The sequence below is a fragment of the Bradyrhizobium sp. USDA 4353 genome, assembly GCF_054063215.1.
Genome location: NZ_JBSSGB010000001.1, coordinates 4070632 through 4092221 on the forward strand (window position 1 = coordinate 4070632; position 21590 = coordinate 4092221).

Annotated in this window: 19 protein-coding genes; 6 read left to right on the plus strand and 13 right to left on the minus strand. The window is 64.2% G+C overall.

Features of this window, described 5'->3' with window-relative positions; translation table 11 throughout:
* Window positions 1-105: 105 nt before the first annotated feature.
* The 6 genes from ACVILH_RS18210 to ACVILH_RS18235 form a co-directional block, all read right to left on the minus strand.
* Complete coding sequence (locus ACVILH_RS18210; RefSeq protein WP_006610125.1) at window positions 106-525, minus strand: CBS domain-containing protein; 420 nt, start codon at window positions 523-525, stop codon at window positions 106-108.
* Between the two features lie 213 nt (window positions 526-738).
* Entirely contained in the window at window positions 739-2055 is a 1317-nt protein-coding gene (gene oxlT / locus ACVILH_RS18215) for an oxalate/formate MFS antiporter (protein WP_456714108.1), read from the minus strand.
* Window positions 2056-2300: 245 nt separating this feature from the next.
* Window positions 2301-3590, minus strand: coding sequence for an oxalate/formate MFS antiporter (gene oxlT, locus ACVILH_RS18220; protein WP_456714109.1), 1290 nt, complete (start codon window positions 3588-3590; stop codon window positions 2301-2303).
* Window positions 3591-3798: 208 nt separating this feature from the next.
* Complete coding sequence (locus tag ACVILH_RS18225; protein WP_456714110.1) at window positions 3799-5298, minus strand: tripartite tricarboxylate transporter permease; 1500 nt, start codon at window positions 5296-5298, stop codon at window positions 3799-3801.
* Between the two features lie 42 nt (window positions 5299-5340).
* Window positions 5341-5835 carry a tripartite tricarboxylate transporter TctB family protein gene (locus ACVILH_RS18230; RefSeq protein WP_456714111.1) on the minus strand — a complete coding sequence of 165 codons (495 nt, stop codon included), beginning with the start codon at window positions 5833-5835 and terminating at the stop codon, window positions 5341-5343.
* Window positions 5836-5844: 9 nt separating this feature from the next.
* Entirely contained in the window at window positions 5845-6843 is a 999-nt protein-coding gene (locus ACVILH_RS18235) for a Bug family tripartite tricarboxylate transporter substrate binding protein (protein WP_456714112.1), read from the minus strand.
* 156 nt (window positions 6844-6999) lie between these two features.
* Between ACVILH_RS18235 and ACVILH_RS18240 the strand changes: the two genes are divergently transcribed.
* Window positions 7000-7257: a hypothetical protein gene (locus ACVILH_RS18240; protein WP_456714113.1), complete on the plus strand. Its 258-nt coding sequence runs from the start codon at window positions 7000-7002 to the stop codon at window positions 7255-7257.
* On the opposite strand, the gene ACVILH_RS18245 is transcribed toward ACVILH_RS18240, so the two are convergent.
* On the minus strand, window positions 7242-7379 hold the full coding sequence (locus ACVILH_RS18245) for a hypothetical protein (protein WP_456714114.1): 138 nt from the start codon (window positions 7377-7379) through the stop codon (window positions 7242-7244). The genes ACVILH_RS18240 and ACVILH_RS18245 overlap by 16 nt on opposite strands.
* 379 nt (window positions 7380-7758) lie before the next feature.
* Between ACVILH_RS18245 and ACVILH_RS18250 the strand changes: the two genes are divergently transcribed.
* Window positions 7759-8250, plus strand: a complete 492-nt coding sequence (locus ACVILH_RS18250) for a peptidoglycan-binding domain-containing protein (protein WP_456717021.1) — start codon at window positions 7759-7761, stop codon at window positions 8248-8250.
* A 40-nt stretch (window positions 8251-8290) separates the two neighbouring features.
* On the opposite strand, the gene ACVILH_RS18255 is transcribed toward ACVILH_RS18250, so the two are convergent.
* The 6 genes from ACVILH_RS18255 to ACVILH_RS18280 all read right to left on the minus strand — a co-directional run bounded on the left by ACVILH_RS18255 (window position 8291) and on the right by ACVILH_RS18280 (window position 14354).
* Window positions 8291-8596 (minus strand): DUF7660 family protein, encoded by a 306-nt coding sequence (locus ACVILH_RS18255; RefSeq protein WP_456714115.1) that lies wholly within the window; start codon window positions 8594-8596, stop codon window positions 8291-8293.
* A 311-nt stretch (window positions 8597-8907) separates the two neighbouring features.
* Window positions 8908-9117, minus strand: coding sequence for a hypothetical protein (locus ACVILH_RS18260; RefSeq protein WP_456714116.1), 210 nt, complete (start codon window positions 9115-9117; stop codon window positions 8908-8910).
* Window positions 9118-9376: 259 nt separating this feature from the next.
* A complete protein-coding gene (locus ACVILH_RS18265) occupies window positions 9377-10045 on the minus strand; it encodes a hypothetical protein (RefSeq protein WP_456714117.1) in 669 nt (222 codons plus the stop codon).
* A 487-nt stretch (window positions 10046-10532) separates the two neighbouring features.
* Window positions 10533-11810 (minus strand): formyl-CoA transferase, encoded by a 1278-nt coding sequence (gene frc / locus ACVILH_RS18270; protein ID WP_011927755.1) that lies wholly within the window; start codon window positions 11808-11810, stop codon window positions 10533-10535.
* A 65-nt stretch (window positions 11811-11875) separates the two neighbouring features.
* A complete protein-coding gene (gene oxc, locus ACVILH_RS18275) occupies window positions 11876-13606 on the minus strand; it encodes an oxalyl-CoA decarboxylase (RefSeq protein WP_456714118.1) in 1731 nt (576 codons plus the stop codon).
* A gap of 52 nt (window positions 13607-13658) precedes the next feature.
* The gene (locus tag ACVILH_RS18280) at window positions 13659-14354 is read right to left on the minus strand and encodes a GntR family transcriptional regulator (RefSeq protein ID WP_371259368.1); all 696 of its coding nucleotides are present in this window, start codon (window positions 14352-14354) and stop codon (window positions 13659-13661) included.
* Between the two features lie 226 nt (window positions 14355-14580).
* Between ACVILH_RS18280 and ACVILH_RS18285 the strand changes: the two genes are divergently transcribed.
* The 4 genes from ACVILH_RS18285 (at window position 14581) to gcl (ending at window position 21557) form a co-directional block, all read left to right on the plus strand.
* Entirely contained in the window at window positions 14581-16722 is a 2142-nt protein-coding gene (locus tag ACVILH_RS18285; protein WP_456714119.1) for an acetate--CoA ligase family protein, read from the plus strand.
* A 127-nt stretch (window positions 16723-16849) separates the two neighbouring features.
* Window positions 16850-17683: an IclR family transcriptional regulator gene (locus tag ACVILH_RS18290; RefSeq protein WP_456714120.1), complete on the plus strand. Its 834-nt coding sequence runs from the start codon at window positions 16850-16852 to the stop codon at window positions 17681-17683.
* A 128-nt stretch (window positions 17684-17811) separates the two neighbouring features.
* Complete coding sequence (locus tag ACVILH_RS18295) at window positions 17812-19614, plus strand: adenine deaminase (RefSeq protein ID WP_456714121.1); 1803 nt, start codon at window positions 17812-17814, stop codon at window positions 19612-19614.
* 155 nt (window positions 19615-19769) lie between these two features.
* Entirely contained in the window at window positions 19770-21557 is a 1788-nt protein-coding gene (gcl, locus tag ACVILH_RS18300) for a glyoxylate carboligase (protein ID WP_456714122.1), read from the plus strand.
* Window positions 21558-21590 lie beyond the last annotated feature (33 nt).

Here is a 21590-nt window from a genome sequence, read left to right on the forward strand (position 1 = left end):
CGCCTAGCAGGCGGCGCGCTGCTCCGACAAGTCTGCGGTGGCGACGGAACGGTTCCGTCGCCATGTCTCCCGCTCAGCATGTCTCCCGCTCAGCATGTCTCCCGCTCAGGCGGCGGCAGACGCTTCCGCCTCGTCGAACGCCGAGGAGACGTCGCGCATGCTGATCACGCCGGCGAGCGCGAAGTCGACGATGACGGGCAGATGGCGGATGTGATGCACGTTCATCAAATGGCGGACGTGCTCGAGCGAGTCCTCGGTGCTGCAGGAGATCAGCCGCTGCGGCGAGATCAACTGCGACACCTTCATGGTGACGCCGGCAGCGCCGTGCTCGGCGATGGCGCGCACCACGTCGCGCTCGGTGAACATGCCGGCGGCGGTATTGCCCTCGGTGCGGACGACGTCCTTGACGACGAGGGCGCTGACATTGCTGGCGCGCATCAGCTGCGCCGCGACGCCGACGGTCTCGTTCATTCGCACCGTGATCACGCGCGCCGTCTTGTTGCGCAGGATGTCTCCGACCTTCATGGCACCCTCCCGTTGGTTAATCATTGATCGCCAAACTCTGGTATACGTTATGCCAGATGTCAATGCGGTCGGGCTGTTTTTTGTCAGCCGGGTCACCGAAAAAACACGTCAGTCACGCTGCCCGAGCTGGGCGGCGTGGCTCGAATGTTCTGTGCAAAAAAAGAGGCGCACCTGGGTGCGCCTCGTGAAGTCGCGGGAAGAAAGCGGGGGGGCTCACGCCGTTCGGACGTCCTGCGCCGCCGGCTTGGCGACCGGCGCCTCCTTTCCGAGGATGAAGGCGCGGCGCAGTGGCTTGATCACGAACAGCGCCATCAGCGCCGCGGTCGCGTTCAGCGCGACGCCGATCACGAACACGGCCTGCCAGCCATACTTAGCCGACACCAGGCTCGCGAGCGGGACCAGCAGCGAGGCGGTGCCCTTCGCGGTGTAGAGCATGCCGTTGTTGGTCGCGGCGTATTTGCTGCCGAAGGTGTCGCCGGAGGTCGCCGGAAACAGGCTGTAGATCTCGCCGAACACGCCGAAATAGACGGCGGTGGCGAGCACGAAGACGATCGGGTTCTGGCCGTAATTCGACAGCGTCAGCAGCATCACGGCCGCCGTGCCGAAGGCGATGAACATGGTGTGCTCGCGGCCGATCGTATCCGAGATCCAGCCGAAGATCGGACGGCCGAAGCCGTCGAAGATGCGGTCGAGCGAGATCGCAAAGGTCAGCGCCGCCATCTGGAAGCCTGCGAGCGACACCGGCTCGTTGGCGATCTTGAAGTCGTGCGCGATCGGCGCGATCTGGGCCGCGGTCATCAGGCCGCCGGAGGCCACCATGACGAACACCAGGTACATGATCCAGAAGATCGGCGTGCGCAGCACCTGCGGCGGCGTGTAGTCGATCTTGCTCTGCGGCAAATTGAGCTGCTTCTTGCGCGCCGGCGCGGCGTGGGTCGGCGGCCGCAGGAAGATGGCGAGCACGAACACGATCAGGCCCTGGCCGATGCCGAAGGTGAAGAACGCCGACTGATAGCCGCTCGAGGCGATCATGCTGGCGATCGGCACGACGGTCAGCGCCGCACCCGCGCCGAAGCCGGCAGCGGTGGCGCCGGCGGCGAGGCCGCGGCGGTCGGGAAACCATTTCAGCGCGTTGCCGACGCAGGTGCCGTAGACCGCACCAGCGCCGATGCCGCCGATCACGGCGCCGGCGTAGAGCAGGGTGAGAGAGTCGGCATAGGAGTTCAGCACCCACGCCAGCGCAATCATCACGCCGCCGAACATGATCACGACGCGCGGACCATATTTGTCGACGAACCAGGCTTCGACCGGCACCAGCCAGGTCTCGGTCACGACGAAGATGGTGAAGGCGAGCTGGATGGCCGTGCGGCCCCAGTGATACTTGGCGTCGATCGGATCGACGAACAGCGTCCAGCCATATTGCAGGTTCGCGATCATCGCCATGCAGACGATGCCCATCGCAAGCTGGACCCACCGGAAGCCGCTCGACTGCGGCGGGGTGGGCGGTGACGCCTCTGTGCTGGAAACCATGAATCCTCCCAAAGCGCGCTCTCTTGGAGGTTGCGGCTGCGACCAGCGCGCCCTCATCTGCGCATCTGCTCATCCTGGTATAATATATTCCAGTCTGCAATATGGCCTGCGACAGCGGGTGCGACATGCTGCTTTGCAGCGAGACGCGTTTGCTCGACCAACCAAAAGAAAACGCTCGGCAAAATGCCGAGCGCCGCTTCCATGGAATCGTTCTATTTTATTTTTGCTGCGCTGCGAAGCAGCACCTATTGCAGCATCGACTTCGCCACCACCACCTTGCGCCAGGGCTTGAGCACCGCGATCGAGAGGATCGACGCCAGGATGTTTGCGCCGGCCGCGATGATGAAGACGCGGTCCCAATCGCCCGACGACTGCTGCATGTAGTTGGCGATCGGCACCAGCAGTGCCGCGGTGCCCTTGGCGGTGTAGAGCAGGCCGGCATTGGTGGTCGCGAACTTCGTGCCGAACGTGTCGGTGCAGGTCGACGGGAACAGCGAGTAGATCTCGCCCCAGGCGAAGAACACGAAACCGGAGAGGATCACGAACCACACCGGATCGTGGCCGAGCATGTAGAGCGCCCAGATGCCGATGCCTTCCATGCCGAAGGCGATGAACATCGTGTTCTCGCGGCCGATATTGTCGGAGATCCAGCCGAAGAACGGACGCGTCAGGCCGTTCAGCACGCGGTCGATCGTCGCCGCGAAGGTCACGGCGGTCATGGTCATGCCGATCAAGGTGACCGGGATGTTGTCGACCTTCCAGTCGCCGGCGATCGGTTTCAGGTTGGCCGTCACCATCAGGCCGCCGGCGCCGACGATCACGAACATGAAGTACATCAGCCAGAAGATCGGCTGGCGCAGCACCTCGGTCGGATTGTAGTTGCGGCGGCTCTGCACCAGGTTGGTGTTCTGAGCGACCGCGGGCACCTGGCCTTCCTTCGGAGCAAACAGGAAGAAGGCGAGGATGACGATGATGATGCCTTGTCCCAGACCGAAATACAGGAAGGTGGTCTGGAAGCCGGAGTCGCGGATCATGGCCTGGATCGGAGCCACGGTCAGCGCGGAGCCCGCGCCGAAGCCGGCCGCGGTGATGCCGGCGGCGAGACCGCGCTTGTCGGGGAACCACTTCAGCGCGTTGCCGACGCAGGTGCCGTACACGCCGCCGGCGCCGATGCCGGCGATGATCATGCCGAGATAGTAGCCGTTGAGCGAGGTGGCGTAGGCGTTGATCATCCAGCCGATCGCGCAGAGCACGCCGCCGACCAGCACGACGATGCGCGGGCCGTATTTGTCGACGAACCAGCCTTCGACCGGCACCAGCCAGGTCTCGAACAGCACGAACAAGGTGAAGGCCCACTGGATCGAGGCGCGATCCCAACCGAACGTCTTGGCGATATCAGGGACGAAGAAGGTCCAGCCGTATTGATAGTTGGCGATCATCACCATCGCCAAGACGCCGACCACCAGCTGCGTCCAGCGATAGGCATCGCTTACTCTTGCAGATGCGGGCGCCCCCGCGTGAGCCAAGTCCGTCATGCTTCCTCCAGGCTGTCTATTTTTGTCCTAACAGCTAAGCGGAGTTTGGTATAACATATGCCAATAGACAAGCTGATTTCCGCGGAGCCAGTGGTCTTGCACTGCGAAGCCGGTCGAAAAAGACCTGCAATAGCAAGGCAAATCGTTGCAGCGACAATACGACGCGGCAGCGGAGAATTGTAGATCAACTATCGGATTAACGTGTGGTTTAAGCGGCCGCTGCGCGCAACCGGCTCCATCCCTGGTTGAGGGGCGACCAGAACAGCGCGATCAGTCCGAGCGCCATGATGGTGCCGACCAGTCCGTTGGAGAAGAACACGGCCAGGGATCCCTGGGATCCCAGCAGCGACTGGCGGAACGCTTCCTCGGCCTTGTCGCCGAGCACGATGGCGAGCACCAGCGGCGCGAGCGGGTAGCCGCACTTCTTGAACAAATAGCCGAGCACGCCGAACGCCAGCATCAGCACGACATCGAACGTGCTGCTATGCACCGAATAGGCGCCGATCGCGCACAGCACGAGGATGAGCGGTGCGATGATGCTGAAGGGGATGCGCAGGATCGCTGCGAAGATCGGTACGCAGGTCAGCACCACGAGCAGGCCCGCGAGATTGCCGAGATACATCGAGGCGATCAGGCCCCAGACGAACTCCTTCTGCTCGACGAACAGCATCGGACCGGGCTGCAGGCCCCAGATCAGCAGGCCGCCGAGCAGCACCGCAGCAGTGGGCGAGCCGGGCACGCCGAGCGAGAGCATCGGCAGCAAGGCTGCGGTGCCCGCGGCATGCGCCGCCGTCTCCGGCGCGACGACGCCTTCGATCTCGCCATGGCCGAAACTCTTGCCCCGCTTCGACAGGCGCTTGGCGATGCCGTAGCTCATGAACGAGGCCGGGGTCGCGCCCGCGGGCGTGATGCCCATCCAGCAGCCGATCAGGCAGGAGCGCAGCGAGGTCCACCAATAGGCCGGCATCTCCTTCCAGGTGTGCAGCACCACGCGCAGATTGATCCTGGCGTTGCCGCCGCGGAAGCTCAGGCCTTCCTCCATGGTCAAGAGAATCTCGCCGATGCCGAACAGGCCGATCACGGCGATCAGGAAGTCGAAGCCGTTGAGCAGCTCGGTGATCCCAAAGGTGAGCCGGAGCTGGCCGGTGATGGAATCGAGGCCGACGGCCGCGAGCGCAAAGCCGATCATCATCGCAGCGAAGGTCTTGAACGGCGGCTCCTTGCTGAGGCCCACGAAGCTGCAGAAGGCGAGGAAGTACACGGCGAATTTCTCGGCCGGGCCGAATTGCAGCGCGAAACTCGCCACCAGCGGTGCGACCAGCGTGATCATCATCACCGCGAACAGTGCGCCGACGAAGGACGACGTGAACGCCGCGGTCAGGGCCTCGCCGGCCTTGCCCTGCTGCGCCATCGGGTAGCCGTCGAACGTCGTCGCCACCGACCATGGCTCGCCGGGGATGTTGAATAAGATGGATGTAATGGCGCCGCCGAACAGCGCGCCCCAATAGATGCAGGACAGCATGATGATCGCCGAGGTCGGCGGCATGCTGAAGGTCAGCGGCAAGAGGATCGCGACGCCGTTGGCGCCGCCGAGCCCCGGCAGCACGCCGATGATCACGCCCAGCACGATGCCGAGGATCATCACCATGATGTTGAAGGGCTGCAGCGCGACGGCGAAGCCGTGAAACAGATTGGCGAGCTCTTCCATGCCGGCAAAGTCCTGCAACCCTTCAGCGGATGATTGTTGTTGTTAGAGGCCGAGCCATTCCTCGACCGGTCCCTTGGGCAAGGGGACCATGAACCAGCGCTCGAAGATCAGATACGTCACCACCGGCATGCCGATCGAAACCGCCGCGACCGTGAGCCAGCCATATCTGCCGAGCCACCGCATGAACCAGGCGATGAAGATCATCGATGCCAGATAGAGCCCGGTGAAGGGCAGGGCGCCGACATAGATCGCGGTCGGCACCACCACGCTCATCACCTGGCGCAGCTGCGACCATTCGGCGAACAGCCCGCCATCATCCTCGCGCAGCGCATTGCGAAAGTTCATCGCGCTCGACGCCACGATGAAGAGGCCGACATAGAACGGGAAGAAGCCGGCGCGCGGCCCCTCGGCACCCCAGTTGATTCCCGCCTTCACGCTGCCGACGATCACGATGATCCCGAACAGCGCGATGGCCAGCGTGACGCTGAGCTCGACCGCCTTGTGGCTCGGCCCGGCGGATCGTCCAGGACTGCTCATGCGCGCCGCTCAGTTCGAGGCCAGGAAGCCGGCGTCCTTCATCAGGGTCTCGTGCCGCTTCTCCTCGGTCTCGACCCATTTGGCGTAGTCGGCGCCGGTCATGAAGGTGGTGTTGAAGGCGCCGGTCTTCATGAAGTCCTGCCAGTCCGGCGTTTCCCGCACCTTCTTGAACAGCTCGACGTAATACTCGACCTGATCCTTGGTGGCGCGCGGCGACATGAAGATGCCGCGCAGCATCAGGTACTCGATGTCGAGCCCCTGCGACTTGCAGGTCGGAATATCCTTCCAGGCCTTGCCGTCGGTGATCGGCTCGTCATAGCCCATCGGCTTGGCGTCGAACACGCAGAGCGGCCGCACCTTGCCGCCGCGCCATTGCGCCACCGCCTCGATCGGATTGTTCACGGTGGAATCGACGTGGTTGCCGACGAGCTGCACTGCGACCTCGCCGCCGCCCTTGTAGGGGATGTAGGTGAACTTCGCGCCGGTCGCCTTCTCCATGGCCACCGTGATGATCTGGTCTTCCTGCTTCGATCCGGTCCCGCCCATCTTGAGCGTGCCGCCGGCCTGCTTGACCGCGTCGATATAGTCCTTGGCCGTCGCGTAGGACTTGTCGGCATTGACCCACAGCACGAACTCGTCGAGCGCGAGCATCGCGACGGGTGTGAGGTCCTTCCAGTTGAAGGGGATGCCGGTGGCGAGCGGTGTCGTGAACAGGTTCGACAGCGTGATGATGATCTTGTGCGGGTTGCCCGCCGACGCCTTGACGTCAAGAAAACCTTCGCCGCCCGCGCCGCCCGACTTGTTGATGACGACCAGCGGCTGCTTCATCAGATTGTGCTTGGTGACGATGCCCTGGATCGTTCGCGCCATCTGGTCGGCGCCGCCGCCGGTGCCGGCGGGAACGATGAACTCGACCGGCCGGACCGGTTCCCATGCCGCGAGAGCCGGAATGGACCCTGCGACCACGACAGCCGTAGCCGCAACAGCAACGCGCGCGAAACGCTTCATCGACGCCTTCTCCCCTTCATTCCCCGGCTCCGGCGGCTTCTTTGTTGGCCGCTCCGTCCGGTCGAACCGCTACTCTGTGTTGAACCCGGTCGTCCTCATGTTCCAGTCTGCGTGCCCCCGGTCCGCTTCGCACGGTCTCTCCCGCGCGCCCGCCTCATGCAGCCAAAAGTTGCGTTGGCGGCCAGCGGTGTGCAGCAGCAGGGGTCTGCGCAGCAAATCGATCGATTTGATTTTGGTATGAAGAGGACGCCGACCGCAATTGAGCAGATCGGCTGGGATGCCTCCGGCGCGAATTTGTCGCAGGCAGCAGGCGTGCCGAAAAGCAAAAGCCCCGGCGAGCCGGGGCTGTTGATTGGGTATCTCGCTACCGGATTGCGCGCCGGTGGCGCGCGGCGTCCTCAAAGGCCGAAATAGGGCACGTCGCCGTTGCGGTTGGCGGCGCGGGCGCTGGCCATCAGCACGCGATCGAGAGCGGCCAGGAAGCGGCCGAACAGGGACACGGGCTGGACGAGGGGGAGGGCGACGGTCTTGGACATGATTTGTCTCCTTCAGTAGGGCGGTACGACGTTCTGACTGAGGAGAATTTACGTATACCAGATGCCAGATACAATGATCGATACTGCATAGCGATATGAGATTTTTGCGCTGCAGCACCTATGTCACAATTGGGATTTCTTATTGAAGCCGGCATTCTTGTACAGAAAGCGCCGCCCAAAGTCGGCGACAAAGGTGTCAAGATACCTATGTGGCCCGAACGCCAGGCACCAACAATACCGCTTCGACGCGGGAACCCTGCAGGACGGAACGCCGTTGATGGCACCGAAGCGGGACGGCGCCCTGGGTGTGATCGTACATTTCACCGGCCGTCTCAGGATGGAACAAATTATCGGCAGATTTGAGGGCGAAGGAAGAACCATGCGCGCCTTGATCCTGGCAATGTCCATCCTGACTGTCGTCGCGAGCGCTGACGTCGCGAACGCCGGTCTGAGCAGCTCACCGCGTGAGGCGACCGAGTCCGCCGATCCCGCGGTCGCCGCTCCAGAAGCAAACCGGCAAGATGCAAACCAGCAGACCGAGAGTCAGATCGGCCTCACCAAGGCGAAGCGCCGTGCTGTGCAGCGCAGCCTGACCCGGCTCGGCTTCGACACCAAGGCCAACGGGACGTTCGACGACCAGACCCGCGCCGCCATCTCGCGGTGGCAGGAGGAGCGCAGCTATCCGGCGACCGGCTACCTCAACGCCGCTCAGCACAAGGTCCTGATGGCCGCGGCCACCGAGGCTGCCAAGTCCGACCGCCAAGCCCGTCGCAGCGCGGGGCGGGCGCGGGGCCAGCGGACGGTGGGAGGCCCCATCGGCGCGATCGGCGGCGCGATGCATCGCGTGGTGGGCGGAATCTTCGGCAGGTAGTCGAGCTGCCCGACTTTTGCCCAGCAACGCTGAAATGCGCTCACTCGTAAATCTTGCCGATGAACAGGAATTGCGCGAAGCGACGCCAGAGATTGTCTGCGGCGATCCCCTGAGCGATTCCAAAGTCGGTAGACGCCGCCCAAGCGGCGGCTGCTTCGAGGTAGGTTTCGATCCGCGTATTCTCCCACCCTCCCGCATCGGGCCCCCATGGGGAGCTCGGCTGCACCTTTTCACTCTCGACCGCAGACACCCGATCGGCGACGAGAGCGTGAACGAACGCCAGAAATGAATTGGCGTCCGTGACGGCTTCCCATCTCGCTATCAGCTCGTCATTCGCGTCCGACACTGAGGAATTCCCTCGCTTGAATTCGACGCTTTCGTGGTCGCGCCTGAGACTATCGAGCGTTCTTTCGCACTCTCCGACGGAGTGATCCACAGCGGTGCCGCGCTCGCGAGATTTTCAGCCGTAAGCCGAGAGGATCTCTAAAATCGGTGCCGGCTTGGCCAAGGTCGACTGGACACTGATCGCGCAGATCATCGATGCCGAACTCGAGGAGAAGGATCACACGCTGGTGGAATATCTCGCATGAAAACGCTCGGTGGACTCGGCGCTCGATACCTCGCGCCACGCTAGGCTTGATGGGGCGCTGCGGCTGCCTATCGAAACATCGGGAAATCGCCAACTGGTCCAGCCGGATCTCTTTTGGGCGGCCCCAGCACGTCGCCCAGACCTGGGTTGCCCGACTGCGCGATCGCGCAGACTCTGGTCTGCAAGGTCTCGGTTTTCTTGTGGCCAGCCTTGAGCATGCCCGCGACGTCAGGCGGAATTCTGCAATTGGTCGAATGAGCTTCGACATATTCGATCATTCTGAGTTCGGCCTCAGAGAAACTGCGAATCAGCTCACAGCAATTACGGGACAGTGCATTTAACTCGCCACTCCGGACGGCATCAATCACGCGACGCCCGGTATTGGTCGTCTTGCGCTTAATGCATTGCCTAAAGCCGAGGACTTGTCGAGGGATCGAATTGGTGTGCTTGCACGAGGTGCAGCGCGCGAGTCATGGCTCACCTCGGCACGGCTTCCGCCATTTCGATCGGCTGTCGGTCAACAGGCACTTGCGACGCTCACGGATCATAGATGATTTTGGCCTTGATGCCCAATCTGGCGGCGGTTGCGTCGACTTCGTCTTGGCTTTGAGGATAGGACTCAAAGACGATGTTCGCCTTGAAAAGGCGTGGATAATATCTCGGGTTGAGCGTCCAGAGGATGTCGCGGTCCACCCCTGTCTCTGCGTAGAGGCTCGCTACTCTCCTTCTGACGTAGTTGCTATCGGCCGGCGAGGCGAACGACGGGGCAATCGCCCTCTCTCGGAAATACTGAGCTTCGCCCGCCGATGAGTAGTCGACGGTGTCGTTGCTCTCGCCACAAGGGCGACGCCGCAAGGCTCTCGGGCCATCCTCGCGTGGCGTCTTGAGGAAGGCACAATACGGATCGGTCGGGTCGCCGCTTTGCGGATTATGCCAAAGCACCAGGGCGTCCTTGATCACCAACGTATGGTCGGGAGCGGTCATGATAAACTCGGCACAGGCCGAGAAACAATACTCGTAGACAACGACGGTCGCTCGCCGCTCGCGAATGAGGCCGGCAAGCTCGAGGGCTTTGCTCACCCGTCCACCCGTGCTGCGGATGACGAAGAACCCACCTGGCTCGAGCGCCTTTGTCAGCGAGACGTCTAGGTCTGGAGCGATCTGCCCGTCGAAGCACATGATGTATCTGTCCGGGCTGAGCGTCATGGGATTCTCCGGCCAGACCGTCCGGCAGTATCCGACGGCATAGTAGGAGCTGTCCCAGCTCATCGCGTCCTGTGCACACGCTGCGTGCGCGAATAATAAAAGCCAGACGGACAGCAGGAAAGTCAGCCGCCAGCCATGTCGTAACCAGTGGGCCACCGAGACGGCTCCTTAACGGACTCTGCATTTTGGCTTCCTATTGTGATTTCATATCACCCGCGGGACGAGACATCAAAGATCGCTGTAATCGAGGCGATTACGAGCCGCCGGCCCACAGGCGACTGCGCCGCGTCCGGGCGTTCTTTGGTTCATAAACGCTCAACAGTCGCGATCGACGGCCGCAACCGGACCAAGGTTATCGTCGATCTGCGCCGGAGAGGCCAATCCTCAACTGCGATAACAGAAAGCCGCCGGTGACGCCGGCGGCTTGATGTTGATTAGGAGGGGAGCGGCGATCGCGCCGCACCTGTTTAAGGCGTAACTAGCTGCCTTACTCCGCCGCTTCCTTCCGCGGCGGATCCAGTGCGCCGGAGTCGTGGATTTCGGCGACCTGGTGGTCGCTGAAGCCGAGGACCTGGCGGAGGATCTCGTCGGTGTGCTCGCCGAGCAGGGGAGAGCGGGTGACGTCGGCCGGGCTGTCCGACAGCTTGATCGGGTTGCCGACCGAGAGATATTTGCCGCGGGTCGGGTGGTCGACCTCGACCAGCGTGCCGGTCTTGCGCAGCGACTCGTCCTCGGCGATCTCCTTCATCGACAGGATCGGGCCGCAGGGGATGTCGAACTCGTTCAGGATGTCCATGGCCTCGAACTTGGTCTTGGTCATGGTCCACTGCTCGATGCGGCCGAAGATCTCGTTCAGGCGCGGCAGGCGGGCGGCGGGCTTGGCGTAGTTCGGGTCGGTCTTCCAGGTGGGCTCGCCGATCACGTCGCAGATCTTCTCCCAGACCGGGGCCTGGGTGATGAAGTAGATGTAGGCGTTCGGATCGGTCTCCCAGCCCTTGCACTTCAGGATGCGGCCCGGCTGGCCACCGCCGGAGTCGTTGCCGGCGCGCGGCACGGCATCGCCGAACGGCACGCCCTCGCCGAACTGGCTGTATTCCTTCAGCGGGCCGTGGTCGAGGCGCTGCTGGTCGCGCAGCTTGACGCGGCAGAGGTTGAGCACGCCGTCCTGCATCGCTGCGGTGACGCGCTGGCCACGGCCGGTGTGGGTGCGCTGATAGAGCGCGGTGACGATGCCGAGCGCCAGATGCAGGCCGGTGCCGGAATCGCCGATCTGCGCGCCGGTGACCAGCGGCAGGCCGTCACGGAAGCCGGTGGTCGAGGCGGCGCCGCCGGTGCACTGCGCGACGTTCTCGTAGACCTTGCAGTCCTCGTAGGGGCCGGGACCAAAGCCCTTGATCGAGGCGACGATCATCTTCGGGTTGATCGCCTGGATCTTCTCCCAGGGGAAGCCCATGCGATCGAGCACGCCGGGGCCGAAATTCTCGACCAGCACGTCGCACTTCTTGATCAGCTCGGTGAGGACTTCCTTGCCCTTCGGGTTCTTGGTGTCGAGCGTGATCGACCGCTTGTTGTGGTTCAGCATCGTGAAATAGAGGCTGTCCACGTTTGGAATGTCCTGCAGCTGGCCGCGGGTGATGTCACCCACGCCCGGACGCTCGACCTTGATCACGTCGGCGCCGAACCAGGCCAGCAGCTGGGTGCAGGTCGGTCCGGACTGGACGTGGGTGAAGTCGAGAATGCGAACGCCCTCGAGCGCCTTGGTCATGTTGTTCCTCTCCGTATCGAATGGTCATCCCGCATGGGCGGGCAGGTGATGTCTTGCGGGTGGCCTTACTTCTTCTTGGTCAGCACGCTCTGCGGATTGAGATTGCCGATACGGCCGCTCTCGGAGCCCGCTGCGGGATCGATCACGGCATTGATCAAGGTCGGCTTGCCGGAGTCCATCGCCGCGTTGACGGCGCGCTTCAGCTCGTCGGGGCTCGTCGCGTTGACGCCGACGCCGCCAAAGGCCTCCATCATCTTGTCGTAGCGCGCACCCTTGACGAACACGGTGGTCGCGGGATCGCTGCCCGCCGAATTCTGGTCGGTGCCGCGATAGATGCCGTCATTGTTGAAGATGACGACGCAGATCGGCAGATTGTAGCGGCAGATGGTCTCGACTTCCATGCCGGAGAAGCCGAAGGCCGAGTCGCCCTCGATCGCCAGCACCGGCTTACCGGTCTCGACGGCAGCGGCGATCGCCGAGCCCATGCCGATGCCCATCACGCCCCAGGTGCCGACGTCGAGCCGCTTGCGCGGCTGATACATGTCGATCACGCCGCGGGCGAGGTCGAGCGTGTTGGCGCCCTCGTTGACCAGGATCGCGTCCGGACGCTCCTTGATGATGGTGCGGAGCACGCCGAGCGCGCCGTGATAGTCCATCGGCGAGTTGTTGTTCATCAGCCGCGGCGCCATCTTGGCGACGTTGTCCTCGCGCTTCTTCTGTACCGCGCTCAGCCACTCGACCGGCGCCTTGGCCCAGTTGCTGCCCATCGCCTCGGAGAACGCCGTGACGACCGAGCCGATGTCGCCGACCACGGGGGCCGCGATCTCGACGTTGGAGTCCATTTCCTTCGGCTCGATGTCGACCTGGATGAACTTCTTGGGTTGATCGCCCCAGCTCTTGCCCTTGCCGTGCGACAGCAGCCAGTTGAGGCGGGCGCCGATCAGCATGACGACATCGGAATCCTTCAGCACCGTCGAGCGCGCCGCGCCGGCGCATTGCGGATGCAAATCGGGCAGCAGGCCCTTTGCCATGCTCATCGGCAGGAACGGCACGCCGCTCTTCTCGACGAAGGTCTTGATCGCCTCATCAGCCTGCGCATAGGCCGCGCCCTTGCCGAGGATGATCAGCGGACGCTTGGCGCTCTTGAGCACGTCGAGCGCGCGCTTGACCGAGTCGGGGGAGGGGATCTGCGCCGGAGCCGGATCGATCACCTTGACCAGCGAGGCGTGGCCTGCCTGCGCGTTCATCACCTGGCCGAACAGTTTGGCCGGCAGATCGAGATAGACGCCGCCGGGACGCCCCGAAACGGCGGCGCGGATGGCGCGGGCGAAGCCGATGCCGATGTCCTGGGCGTGCAGCACGCGGAACGCCGCCTTGCACAGCGGCTTGGCGATCGCGAGCTGATCCATCTCCTCATAGTCGCCCTGCTGCAGGTCGACGATCTCGCGCTCCGATGAGCCCGAGACCAGGATCATCGGGAAGCAGTTGGTCGTGGCATGCGCCAGCGCGGTGAGGCCGTTGAGGAAGCCCGGCGCGGAGACGGTCAGGCAGACGCCCGGCTTCTTGGTGAGGAAGCCGGCGATCGCGGCGGCGTAGCCGGCGTTCTGCTCGTGGCGGAAGGACAGCACGCGGATGCCTTCAGCCTGCGCCATGCGGCCGAGGTCGGTGATCGGAATCCCCGGGACGTTGTAGATCGTGTCGATCCCGTTCAGCTTCATCGCGTCAATGACGAGATGGAAGCCGTCCGTCAGCTCCTCGTGGGTCTCCGCCTCGGTCTTCATGGCTGTCTGCGGCATGCGCCTCTCCCTGGTCGTCTATGAAGGCGCATTCCGCGTCTTCTGTTTGAAGTTAGCTGAACAGTTCTTGACCGTGCGTCTCGACATAGGTCGCGAGGCCCAGCGTGTGATCACGGGCGCGCTTCTCGGCGAGCTCGGTGTTGCGTTCCTCCAGCGCCTCGATGATCGCGAGGTGCTCGGGCAGGGACGCCGCGATACGATCGGTGCGGCCGATCGTGAGCTGGCGATAACCGCGCACATGGAGCAGAATGTCGTTGGTCATGTCGACCAGCACCGGCGACTCCGACAGCGAGATCAGCGCCTGATGAAACGCGATGTTCGCCTTGGAATATTCCTCGATGTGCTCCTGCGGCGGACGGTCCTTGCCGAAATCCTTGAAGTAGTCGCGCAGCGCCGTGATGTCCTTCTTGCGCGCGATCGTGGTGATGAGGCGCGCCGCCATGCTCTCCAGCGCCGCCCAGGCGCGGATCATGTCGACGATCTCGCTCTTCGTCCGGCGCACCACGACGATGCCACGGCGCGGCACGGTCTTCACGAAGCCGTCCTGCTCGAGCATCGCGATCGCCTCGCGGATCGGCGTGCGGCTGACACCGAGGCGTTCGGAAAGCGCGCGCTCGTCGAGCATGACCGGCTCGGGCGAGGCGTAGATGTCCATCTTCAGAATGGCTTCTTTCAAGGCCTCATAGGCCTTATTCTTGAAGCTCGTCTCCGGGGCGATGCGAGCGATCGCGATGTCAGCCTCGGCCATGATGGGCAATGCCTTGTTCGTTTTCTCTGTCGACACGACCGATCTCCTCTCCTTGGGAGATCACTGTGTACAGCATTTTGCGTCCAATATTTTTGGCATGCCAGATGCCAGACTGTCAAGGTGAGCGATTTTTCAGCGTTTCCACATCTTCGATGCGCTTGACAAAGTTTGCTTCTGGCATACCAAATGCCATAAACCACCAGCAATCCCCCAGGAGGAAGCCCCAATGTCTGACGCCATCCCCAACGCCAAGGCCACGATCCGAGACGTGCTCGATCGTGTGAAGGCGGACAAACGCACCGCCCTGACTGCGCCCGAAGGCAAGATCGTCTGCGACGCCTACGGGATTCCGGTGCCGAAAGAGGGATTGGCGAAGTCGGCCGGTGAAGCTGCCAAGCTCGCCGGCGACATGGGTTTCCCGGTGGTGATGAAGATCGTCTCGCCGGATATCCTGCACAAGACGGAAGCGGGCGGCGTCATCGTCGGCGTCAAGACCGCTGACGATGCGCAGAAGGCGTATGAGACCATTCTCGCGAATGCGAAGAAGTACAAGGCCGACGCCAAGATCGAAGGCATCCAGGTGCAGCAGATGCTGACCGGCGGTACCGAGGTGATCGTCGGCTCCATCACCGACGGCTCGTTCGGCAAGCTGGTGGCCTTCGGTCTCGGCGGCGTGCTGGTCGAGGTGCTGAAGGATGTGACATTCCGTCTCGCCCCCGCCACCAAGGAAGACGCTCTGTCGATGCTCGACGGCATCCAGGCGCACGAAATGTTGAAGGGCGTGCGCGGCGGCGATGCCGTCAGCCGCGAGGCGCTGTCGGACGTCATCGTCAAGGTCTCGAAGCTGGTCAGCGATTTCCCTGAAATCGTCGAGCTCGACCTCAACCCGGTGTTCGCCACCAAGAACGGCGCGATCGCGGCCGACGTCCGCATCGTCGTCGATTTCGACTACAAGCCCCGTCCGGCGCCACGCTCGAACGAGGACATCGTCACCGCGATGAACCGCATCATGAAGCCCCAAGCGGTCGCCGTGATCGGCGCCTCCGCCGAGGACGGCAAGATCGGCAACTCCGTGATGAAGAACCTGATCAACGGCGGCTACAAGGGCCAGATCTACCCGATCCACCCGAAGGCCTCCGAGATCCTCGGCTACAAGGCGTATAAGAGCGTCAAGGACGTGCCGGGCGTGATCGACACGGCGGTGTTCGCGATCCCCGCCAAGTTCGTCGCCGGCGCGCTGACCGAATGCGGCGAGAAGCAGATCCCCGGCGCGGTGCTGATCCCCTCGGGCTTCGCCGAAGCCAACGAGCCTGAGCTGCAGGCCGAGATCGTCGAGATCGGCAAGAAGTACAATGTCCGCCTGATGGGGCCGAACATCTACGGCTTCTACTACACGCCGGCCAATCTCTGCGCGACCTTCTGCACCGCCTATGACGTCAAGGGCCACGCGGCGCTGTCGTCGCAGTCGGGCGGCATCGGCATGGCGATCATCGGCTTCTCGCGCTCGGCCAAGATGGGCGTCTCGGCGATCGTCGGCCTCGGCAACAAGTCTGATATCGACGAGGACGATCTGCTCGCCTTCTTCGAGCAGGATCCGAACACCAACCTGATCGCGCAGCACTGCGAGGACCTCAAGGACGGCCGCGCCTTTGCGGAAGCCGCCAAGCGCGTCTCCAAGAAGAAGCCGGTCATCGTGCTCAAGGCCGGCCGCACCTCGGCAGGCGCCAAGGCGGCCTCGTCGCACACCGGCGCGCTGGCCGGCAACGACAAGATCTATGAGGACGTGCTGAAGCAGTCCGGCGTCATCCGCGCCCGCAGCCTGCGCCAGCTGCTCGAATTCGCCCGCGGCGTGCCGGTGCTGCCGACGCCGAAGGGTGAGAACGTCCTCATCATCACCGGCGCCGGCGGTTCGGGCGTGCTCTTGTCCGACGCCGTCGTCGACAACGGCCTGTCGCTGATGACGATGCCGCCGGATCTCGATGCCGCGTTCCGCAAGTTCATCCCGCCGTTCGGTGCCGCCGGCAACCCGGTCGACATCACCGGTGGCGAGCCGCCGATCACCTATGTGAACACGGTCAAGCTCGGCCTGTCGGACGAGCGCATCCACGCGCTGATCCTCGGCTATTGGCACACGATCGTGACCCCGCCGATGGTGTTCGCGCGCAACATGGTCGAGGTGAAGAAGGAGATGGAGGCCAAGGGCTTCGTCAAGCCGATGGTCGCCTCGCTCGCCGGCGACGTCGAGGTCGAGGAAGCCGCCGAATATCTCTACCAGAACGGCATCCCGGCCTACGCCTATTCAACCGAGCTCCCGGTCGAGGTGTTAGGGGCCAAGTACAAGTGGGCGCGCGGCGCGGGCCTGCTCTAAGTCATCGTGACGCGAATGCCGCTCCGGCCTCTCGCCGGGGCGGCACTTTATTTGATAGCCTGACGAAGCAAGATCCGTCCGTCCTGCAACGACGCCGCCTCATGAGGGCCGCGCAGAGAGGCGCCACGTGATCCGTCGCAAGACGATCGAGCCACGCGCAGATGCCGCGGCCGAGCCCCGCGACGGCGGCGTGCAATCCGTCGGCCGCGCGCTGCAGATCCTGGAAATTCTCGCCGAGGACGACGAAGGCTATCGCCTCAGCGATCTCGCCGTGCGCGCCGGCCTGTCGACCTCCACTGTGCATCGCCTGCTGACGACCCTGGAGAAGCGCCGCTTCGTCCAGTTCGATCGGCTGGAGTCGAAATGGCACGTCGGCGCGCAGAGCTTTGCCGTCGGCGCCACCTTCACCCGGCGGCGCAACTTCGTCGCGCTCGCGATTCCCTATCTGCGGCGGCTCCGCGACCAGTCGCGCGAGACCGCGAACCTCGCCGTCGTCGACGATGAGTCGCTGATGGTGCTGCTGCGGCTCGACAGCCGCGAGATCATGCGCTCGCTGACCAAGGTCGGAGGCCGCCTGTCGATGGTCGCCTCCGGCATGGGCAAGGCGGTGCTCGCGACCTATTCCGACGACGACGTCAACGCCATCATCCACCGTCAGGGCATGCCGCGCCTGACCGAAAAGTCCATCATCCGCGCCAGCGACCTGTTCCGCGAACTGGAGCTCATTCGCCGCCAGGGCTACGCCGTTGACGACGAGGAGGCGAGGCTCGGTCTGCGCTGCATCGCCGCCGTCGTCCACGATTCCTGCCGCGAGCCGCTGGCCGCGATCTCGGTGTCGGGCCTGGCGAGCCGGCTGACGGAAGAGCGGGTGCCGGTGGTCGGCGGCATGGTGCGGGACATCGCGGCGGAGCTGACGGCGGCGCTGGGAGGCGCGAAGTCGCCGACACCAGACGTGAACTGAAGAGGGGACGACCCGATATGCCTGCCTAGCGTGTGGGCAGCCGGACGGGTCTATTTGAGCTTGCTCCCTGCGTGTCCTGGCGCGACCATCCCACTGGTAATCGCCAACAACTCCAGCGAGACATCCGGATGACCAGGCTGAACCGCTTCTCCGTCGCCCTTTTGCACACAATGACGCGCCGGTTGGCCGATGTCGCCTCCGGCCGCGTCGCGCCCGACCTCGTGCTCACCGGCGCGCGGGTGCTGTCGACCTATTCGGAGCGCATTCTGCCGAGCCGCGAGCTGTGGATCACCGGCGGGCGCGTCGCGGCGGTGAAGCCGGCGGGCGCGCACAAGGCGCTTCCCTCAGGCTTCGCGATCTACGACGCGGCCGGCGGCATCATCGCCCCTGGTTTGGTCGATCCGCACATCCACATCGAATCCTCGATGGTCACGGCCTGCGCCTATGCGGAGGCGGCGCTGCTCAACGGCACCACGACGATCTTCTGCGACAGCCATGAGATCGGCAACGTGATGGATGTCGCCGGCGTCGAGGCGATGTTGGAGGATGCGCGGCAGGCGCCGCTGTCGATCTTCCTCACCGTGCCCTCGACGGTGCCGGCGACGTCGGCCGCGCTGGAGACCGCCGGCGGCGATCTCACGCCGGACAAGATCGCCGGCCTGTTCGACCGCTGGCCGGAGGCGGTGGCGCTCGGCGAGAAGATGGACTTCGTGCCGGTCTGCATGGGCGACGAGCGCAGCCACGCCATCCTCGCCGCGGCGCTGCAGCGCGGGCGGCCGGTCTCGGGCCATGTCTATGGCCGCGAGTTCGTCGCCGCCTATGCGGCGAGCGGCGTGACCGACACGCATGAGGCGATCGACCGCGACATCGCCGACGACCTCTTGGATGCCGGCGTCTGGATCTTCCTGCGCGGGGGTCCGCCGACGACGCCGTGGCATAGCTTGCCGCAGGCGATACGCACCATCACCGAGCTCGGCGCCTCGCACAAGCGCACGGCCGTCTGCACCGACGATCGCGATGCCGATGACCTCATGCTGTTCGGCCTGGACTGGGTGGTGCGCGAGGCGGTGAAGGCCGGCATGTCGCCGGAGCAGGCGTGGTCGATGGGCTCGCTGCACGGCGCGACGCGCTTTGCGATGGATGGCGAGATCGGCGGCCTCGGCGGCGGCCGCCGCGCCGATCTCGTGCTGCTCGACGACGGCCTCAAGCCGCAATCGACCTGGTATGGCGGCGAGCTCGTCGTCGACAAGGGCAAGATCACCGCGCGGCTCGATGAGGCGCTGTCGCAGCGCTATCAGTATCCGAAGGCGGCCTATGCGACCGTGAAGCTGCCGGCGCAGATGAAGCTGACGCCGGAGCTGCCGACCAAGGCCTGCATCGTCAATGCGATCAAGACCGCGCTGCCCGGCATCACGCTGATCCATGAGAAGGTCGCGATCGAGCCGGCCAAGGATTGGGAGACGCTGTTCGCGCGCCACGGCCTCTGCTTCGTCGCGGTGATCGAGCGCCACGGCAAGTCGGCCGGCAACGTCGCGCATGGGCTGTTGAAGGATTTCGGCCTGAAGCGCGGTGCCGTCGCCTCCAGCGTCGGCCATGACAGCCACAACATCATCGTCGCCGGCACCAACGAGGCCGACATGCAGACAGCGGTGGCCGCCATCGGCGCGCAGCAGGGCGGCGTCTGCGTCGTCGCCGACGGCAACGTGCGGGCGATGGTGCCGCTGCCGATCGCGGGGCTCTTGTCGGACAAGCGCATCACCGAGGTCGCTGATGAGGTAAAGCTGCTCAAGACGGAATGGGTCGAGGCCGGCTGCACCATTCCCTACATGGGGTTCAATTTGATTCCTCTATCGGTCATTCCGGAAATTCGTATCACCGACAAGGGCCTCGTGCTGGTGCCGCAGATGGAGCTCGCGCCGCTGTTCGAGTAGCATGTTGTTAGGACGTGTCAGCGCCTTTCCATCCTAACTAACTGAGGCATCCGGTGTTTTGCCGAGCATGCCGCATCGTGGGAAAAATCGACGACTGAATTGAGGTCGACGGCGTCAGCAGCGATCCTCGCGCATCAAATAACGGGAGGCGCGAGATGGCGAAGATGCGGGCGATCGATGCTGCGGTGCGGATCTTGGAGAAGGAGGGCGTCACCTGCGCCTTCGGCGTTCCCGGCGCGGCGATCAATCCGCTCTATTCCGCGCTGCAACGGCGCGGCTCGATCCGCCACATTCTCGCCCGCCATGTCGAGGGCGCCTCGCACATGGCCGAAGGCTACACCCGCGCCAAGGCCGGCAATATCGGCGTGTGCATCGGCACGTCCGGGCCCGCCGGCACCGACATGATCACCGGCCTCTATTCGGCCATCGCAGACTCCATTCCGATCCTCTGCATCACCGGCCAGGCGCCGCGCGCGCGGCTCTACAAGGAGGATTTCCAGGCCGTCGACATCGAGCAGATCGCCAAGCCCGTGACCAAATGGGCGGTGACGGTGCGCGAGCCGGGCCTCGTGCCGCGCGTGTTCAGCCAGGCCTTCCACATCATGCGCTCGGGCCGGCCGGGCCCGGTGCTGATCGACCTGCCGCTCGACGTGCAGCTCGCCGAGATCGAGTTCGACGACGAGACCTATGCGCCGCTGCCGGTCTACAAGCCCGCCGCGAGCCGCAAGCAGGTCGAGAAGGCGCTGGAGATGCTCAACGCCGCGGAGCGGCCGCTGATCGTTGCCGGCGGCGGCATCATCAACGCCGATGCCAGCGATCTGCTCGTCACCTTCGCCGAGACCGTCAACGTGCCTGTTGTCCCGACCCTGATGGGGTGGGGCGCCATTCCCGACGATCACGTGCTGATGGCCGGCATGGTCGGCCTGCAGACTAGCCATCGCTACGGCAACGCGAACTTTCTTGAGTCCGATTTCGTCCTCGGCATCGGCAACCGCTGGGCCAACCGCCACACCGGCTCATTGGAGACCTACACCAAGGGCCGAACCTTCGTGCATGTCGACATCGAGCCGACCCAGATCGGGCGCGTGTTCAATCCCGAGCTCGGCATCGTCTCCGATGCCAAGGCCGCGCTCGAGATGTTCATCACGGTTGCGCGCGAATGGCGCAAGGCGGGGAAACTGCGTGAGCGGCAGGCGTGGCCGGCGGCGTGCCAGGACCGCAAGCGCACGATGCTCCGGCGCAGCGATTTCGACCAGGTGCCGATCAAGCCGCAGCGCGTCTATCACGAGATGAACAAGGCGTTCGGCCGCGACACCTGCTATGTCAGCGTCATCGGCCTGTCGCAGATCGGCGGCGCGCAGTTCCTCAGCGTCAATCATCCGCGCCACTGGATCAATGCCGGGCAGGCGGGCCCGCTCGGCTGGACCCTGCCGGCCGCGCTCGGCGTCCGCGCCGCCGATCCCAAGCGTGAGATCGTCGCGCTCTCCGGCGACTACGACTTCCAGTTCCTGATCGAGGAGCTCGCGGTCGGCGCCCAGTTCAATCTGCCCTACATCCATGTCGTCGTGAACAACGCCTATCTCGGCCTGATCCGCCAGGCGCAGCGCGGCTTCTCGATGGACTACCAGGTGCAGCTCTCGTTCGAGAACATCAACGCGCCGGAGGTCGGCGGCTATGGCGTCGACCACGTCGCGGTCGCGCAGGGCCTCGGCTGCAAGGCGATCCGCGTCACCGATCCGCGCCAGGCGCAGGCGGCGTTCGCGACCGCGCGCGAATGGATGGCGGAGTACCAGGTGCCCGTCGTCGTCGAGTTCGTGCTCGAACGCGTCACCAACATCGCGATGGGCACCGAGATCGACAACGTCGTGGAGTTCGAGGAGGTGCTCGATCTGCCCGTCGACGACACCCCGGCCGAGCCGCCGCGCACCTTGCAGCCGGCCTGATCGCATCCGCCGCTCTCATCCGAGGACCAGACC

Coding starts and splice junctions, on each gene's coding strand:
- ACVILH_RS18230 (WP_456714111.1), bottom strand. CDS start 5,835: ATGAGCAGTCCTGGACGATCCGCCGGGCCGAGCCACAAGGCGGTCGAG.
- frc (WP_011927755.1), bottom strand. CDS start 11,810: ATGACCAAGGCGCTCGAGGGCGTTCGCATTCTCGACTTCACCCACGTC.
- ACVILH_RS18280 (WP_371259368.1), bottom strand. CDS start 14,354: ATGGCCGAGGCTGACATCGCGATCGCTCGCATCGCCCCGGAGACGAGC.
- ACVILH_RS18260 (WP_456714116.1), bottom strand. CDS start 9,117: ATGATCGAATATGTCGAAGCTCATTCGACCAATTGCAGAATTCCGCCT.
- oxlT (WP_456714108.1), bottom strand. CDS start 2,055: ATGGTTTCCAGCACAGAGGCGTCACCGCCCACCCCGCCGCAGTCGAGC.
- ACVILH_RS18240 (WP_456714113.1), top strand. CDS start 7,000: ATGCAGCCAAAAGTTGCGTTGGCGGCCAGCGGTGTGCAGCAGCAGGGG.
- ACVILH_RS18265 (WP_456714117.1), bottom strand. CDS start 10,045: ATGACGCTCAGCCCGGACAGATACATCATGTGCTTCGACGGGCAGATC.
- gcl (WP_456714122.1), top strand. CDS start 19,770: ATGGCGAAGATGCGGGCGATCGATGCTGCGGTGCGGATCTTGGAGAAG.
- oxc (WP_456714118.1), bottom strand. CDS start 13,606: ATGCCGCAGACAGCCATGAAGACCGAGGCGGAGACCCACGAGGAGCTG.
- ACVILH_RS18235 (WP_456714112.1), bottom strand. CDS start 6,843: ATGAAGCGTTTCGCGCGCGTTGCTGTTGCGGCTACGGCTGTCGTGGTC.
- ACVILH_RS18210 (WP_006610125.1), bottom strand. CDS start 525: ATGAAGGTCGGAGACATCCTGCGCAACAAGACGGCGCGCGTGATCACG.
- oxlT (WP_456714109.1), bottom strand. CDS start 3,590: ATGACGGACTTGGCTCACGCGGGGGCGCCCGCATCTGCAAGAGTAAGC.
- ACVILH_RS18245 (WP_456714114.1), bottom strand. CDS start 7,379: ATGTCCAAGACCGTCGCCCTCCCCCTCGTCCAGCCCGTGTCCCTGTTC.
- ACVILH_RS18225 (WP_456714110.1), bottom strand. CDS start 5,298: ATGGAAGAGCTCGCCAATCTGTTTCACGGCTTCGCCGTCGCGCTGCAG.
- ACVILH_RS18285 (WP_456714119.1), top strand. CDS start 14,581: ATGTCTGACGCCATCCCCAACGCCAAGGCCACGATCCGAGACGTGCTC.
- ACVILH_RS18295 (WP_456714121.1), top strand. CDS start 17,812: ATGACCAGGCTGAACCGCTTCTCCGTCGCCCTTTTGCACACAATGACG.
- ACVILH_RS18250 (WP_456717021.1), top strand. CDS start 7,759: ATGCGCGCCTTGATCCTGGCAATGTCCATCCTGACTGTCGTCGCGAGC.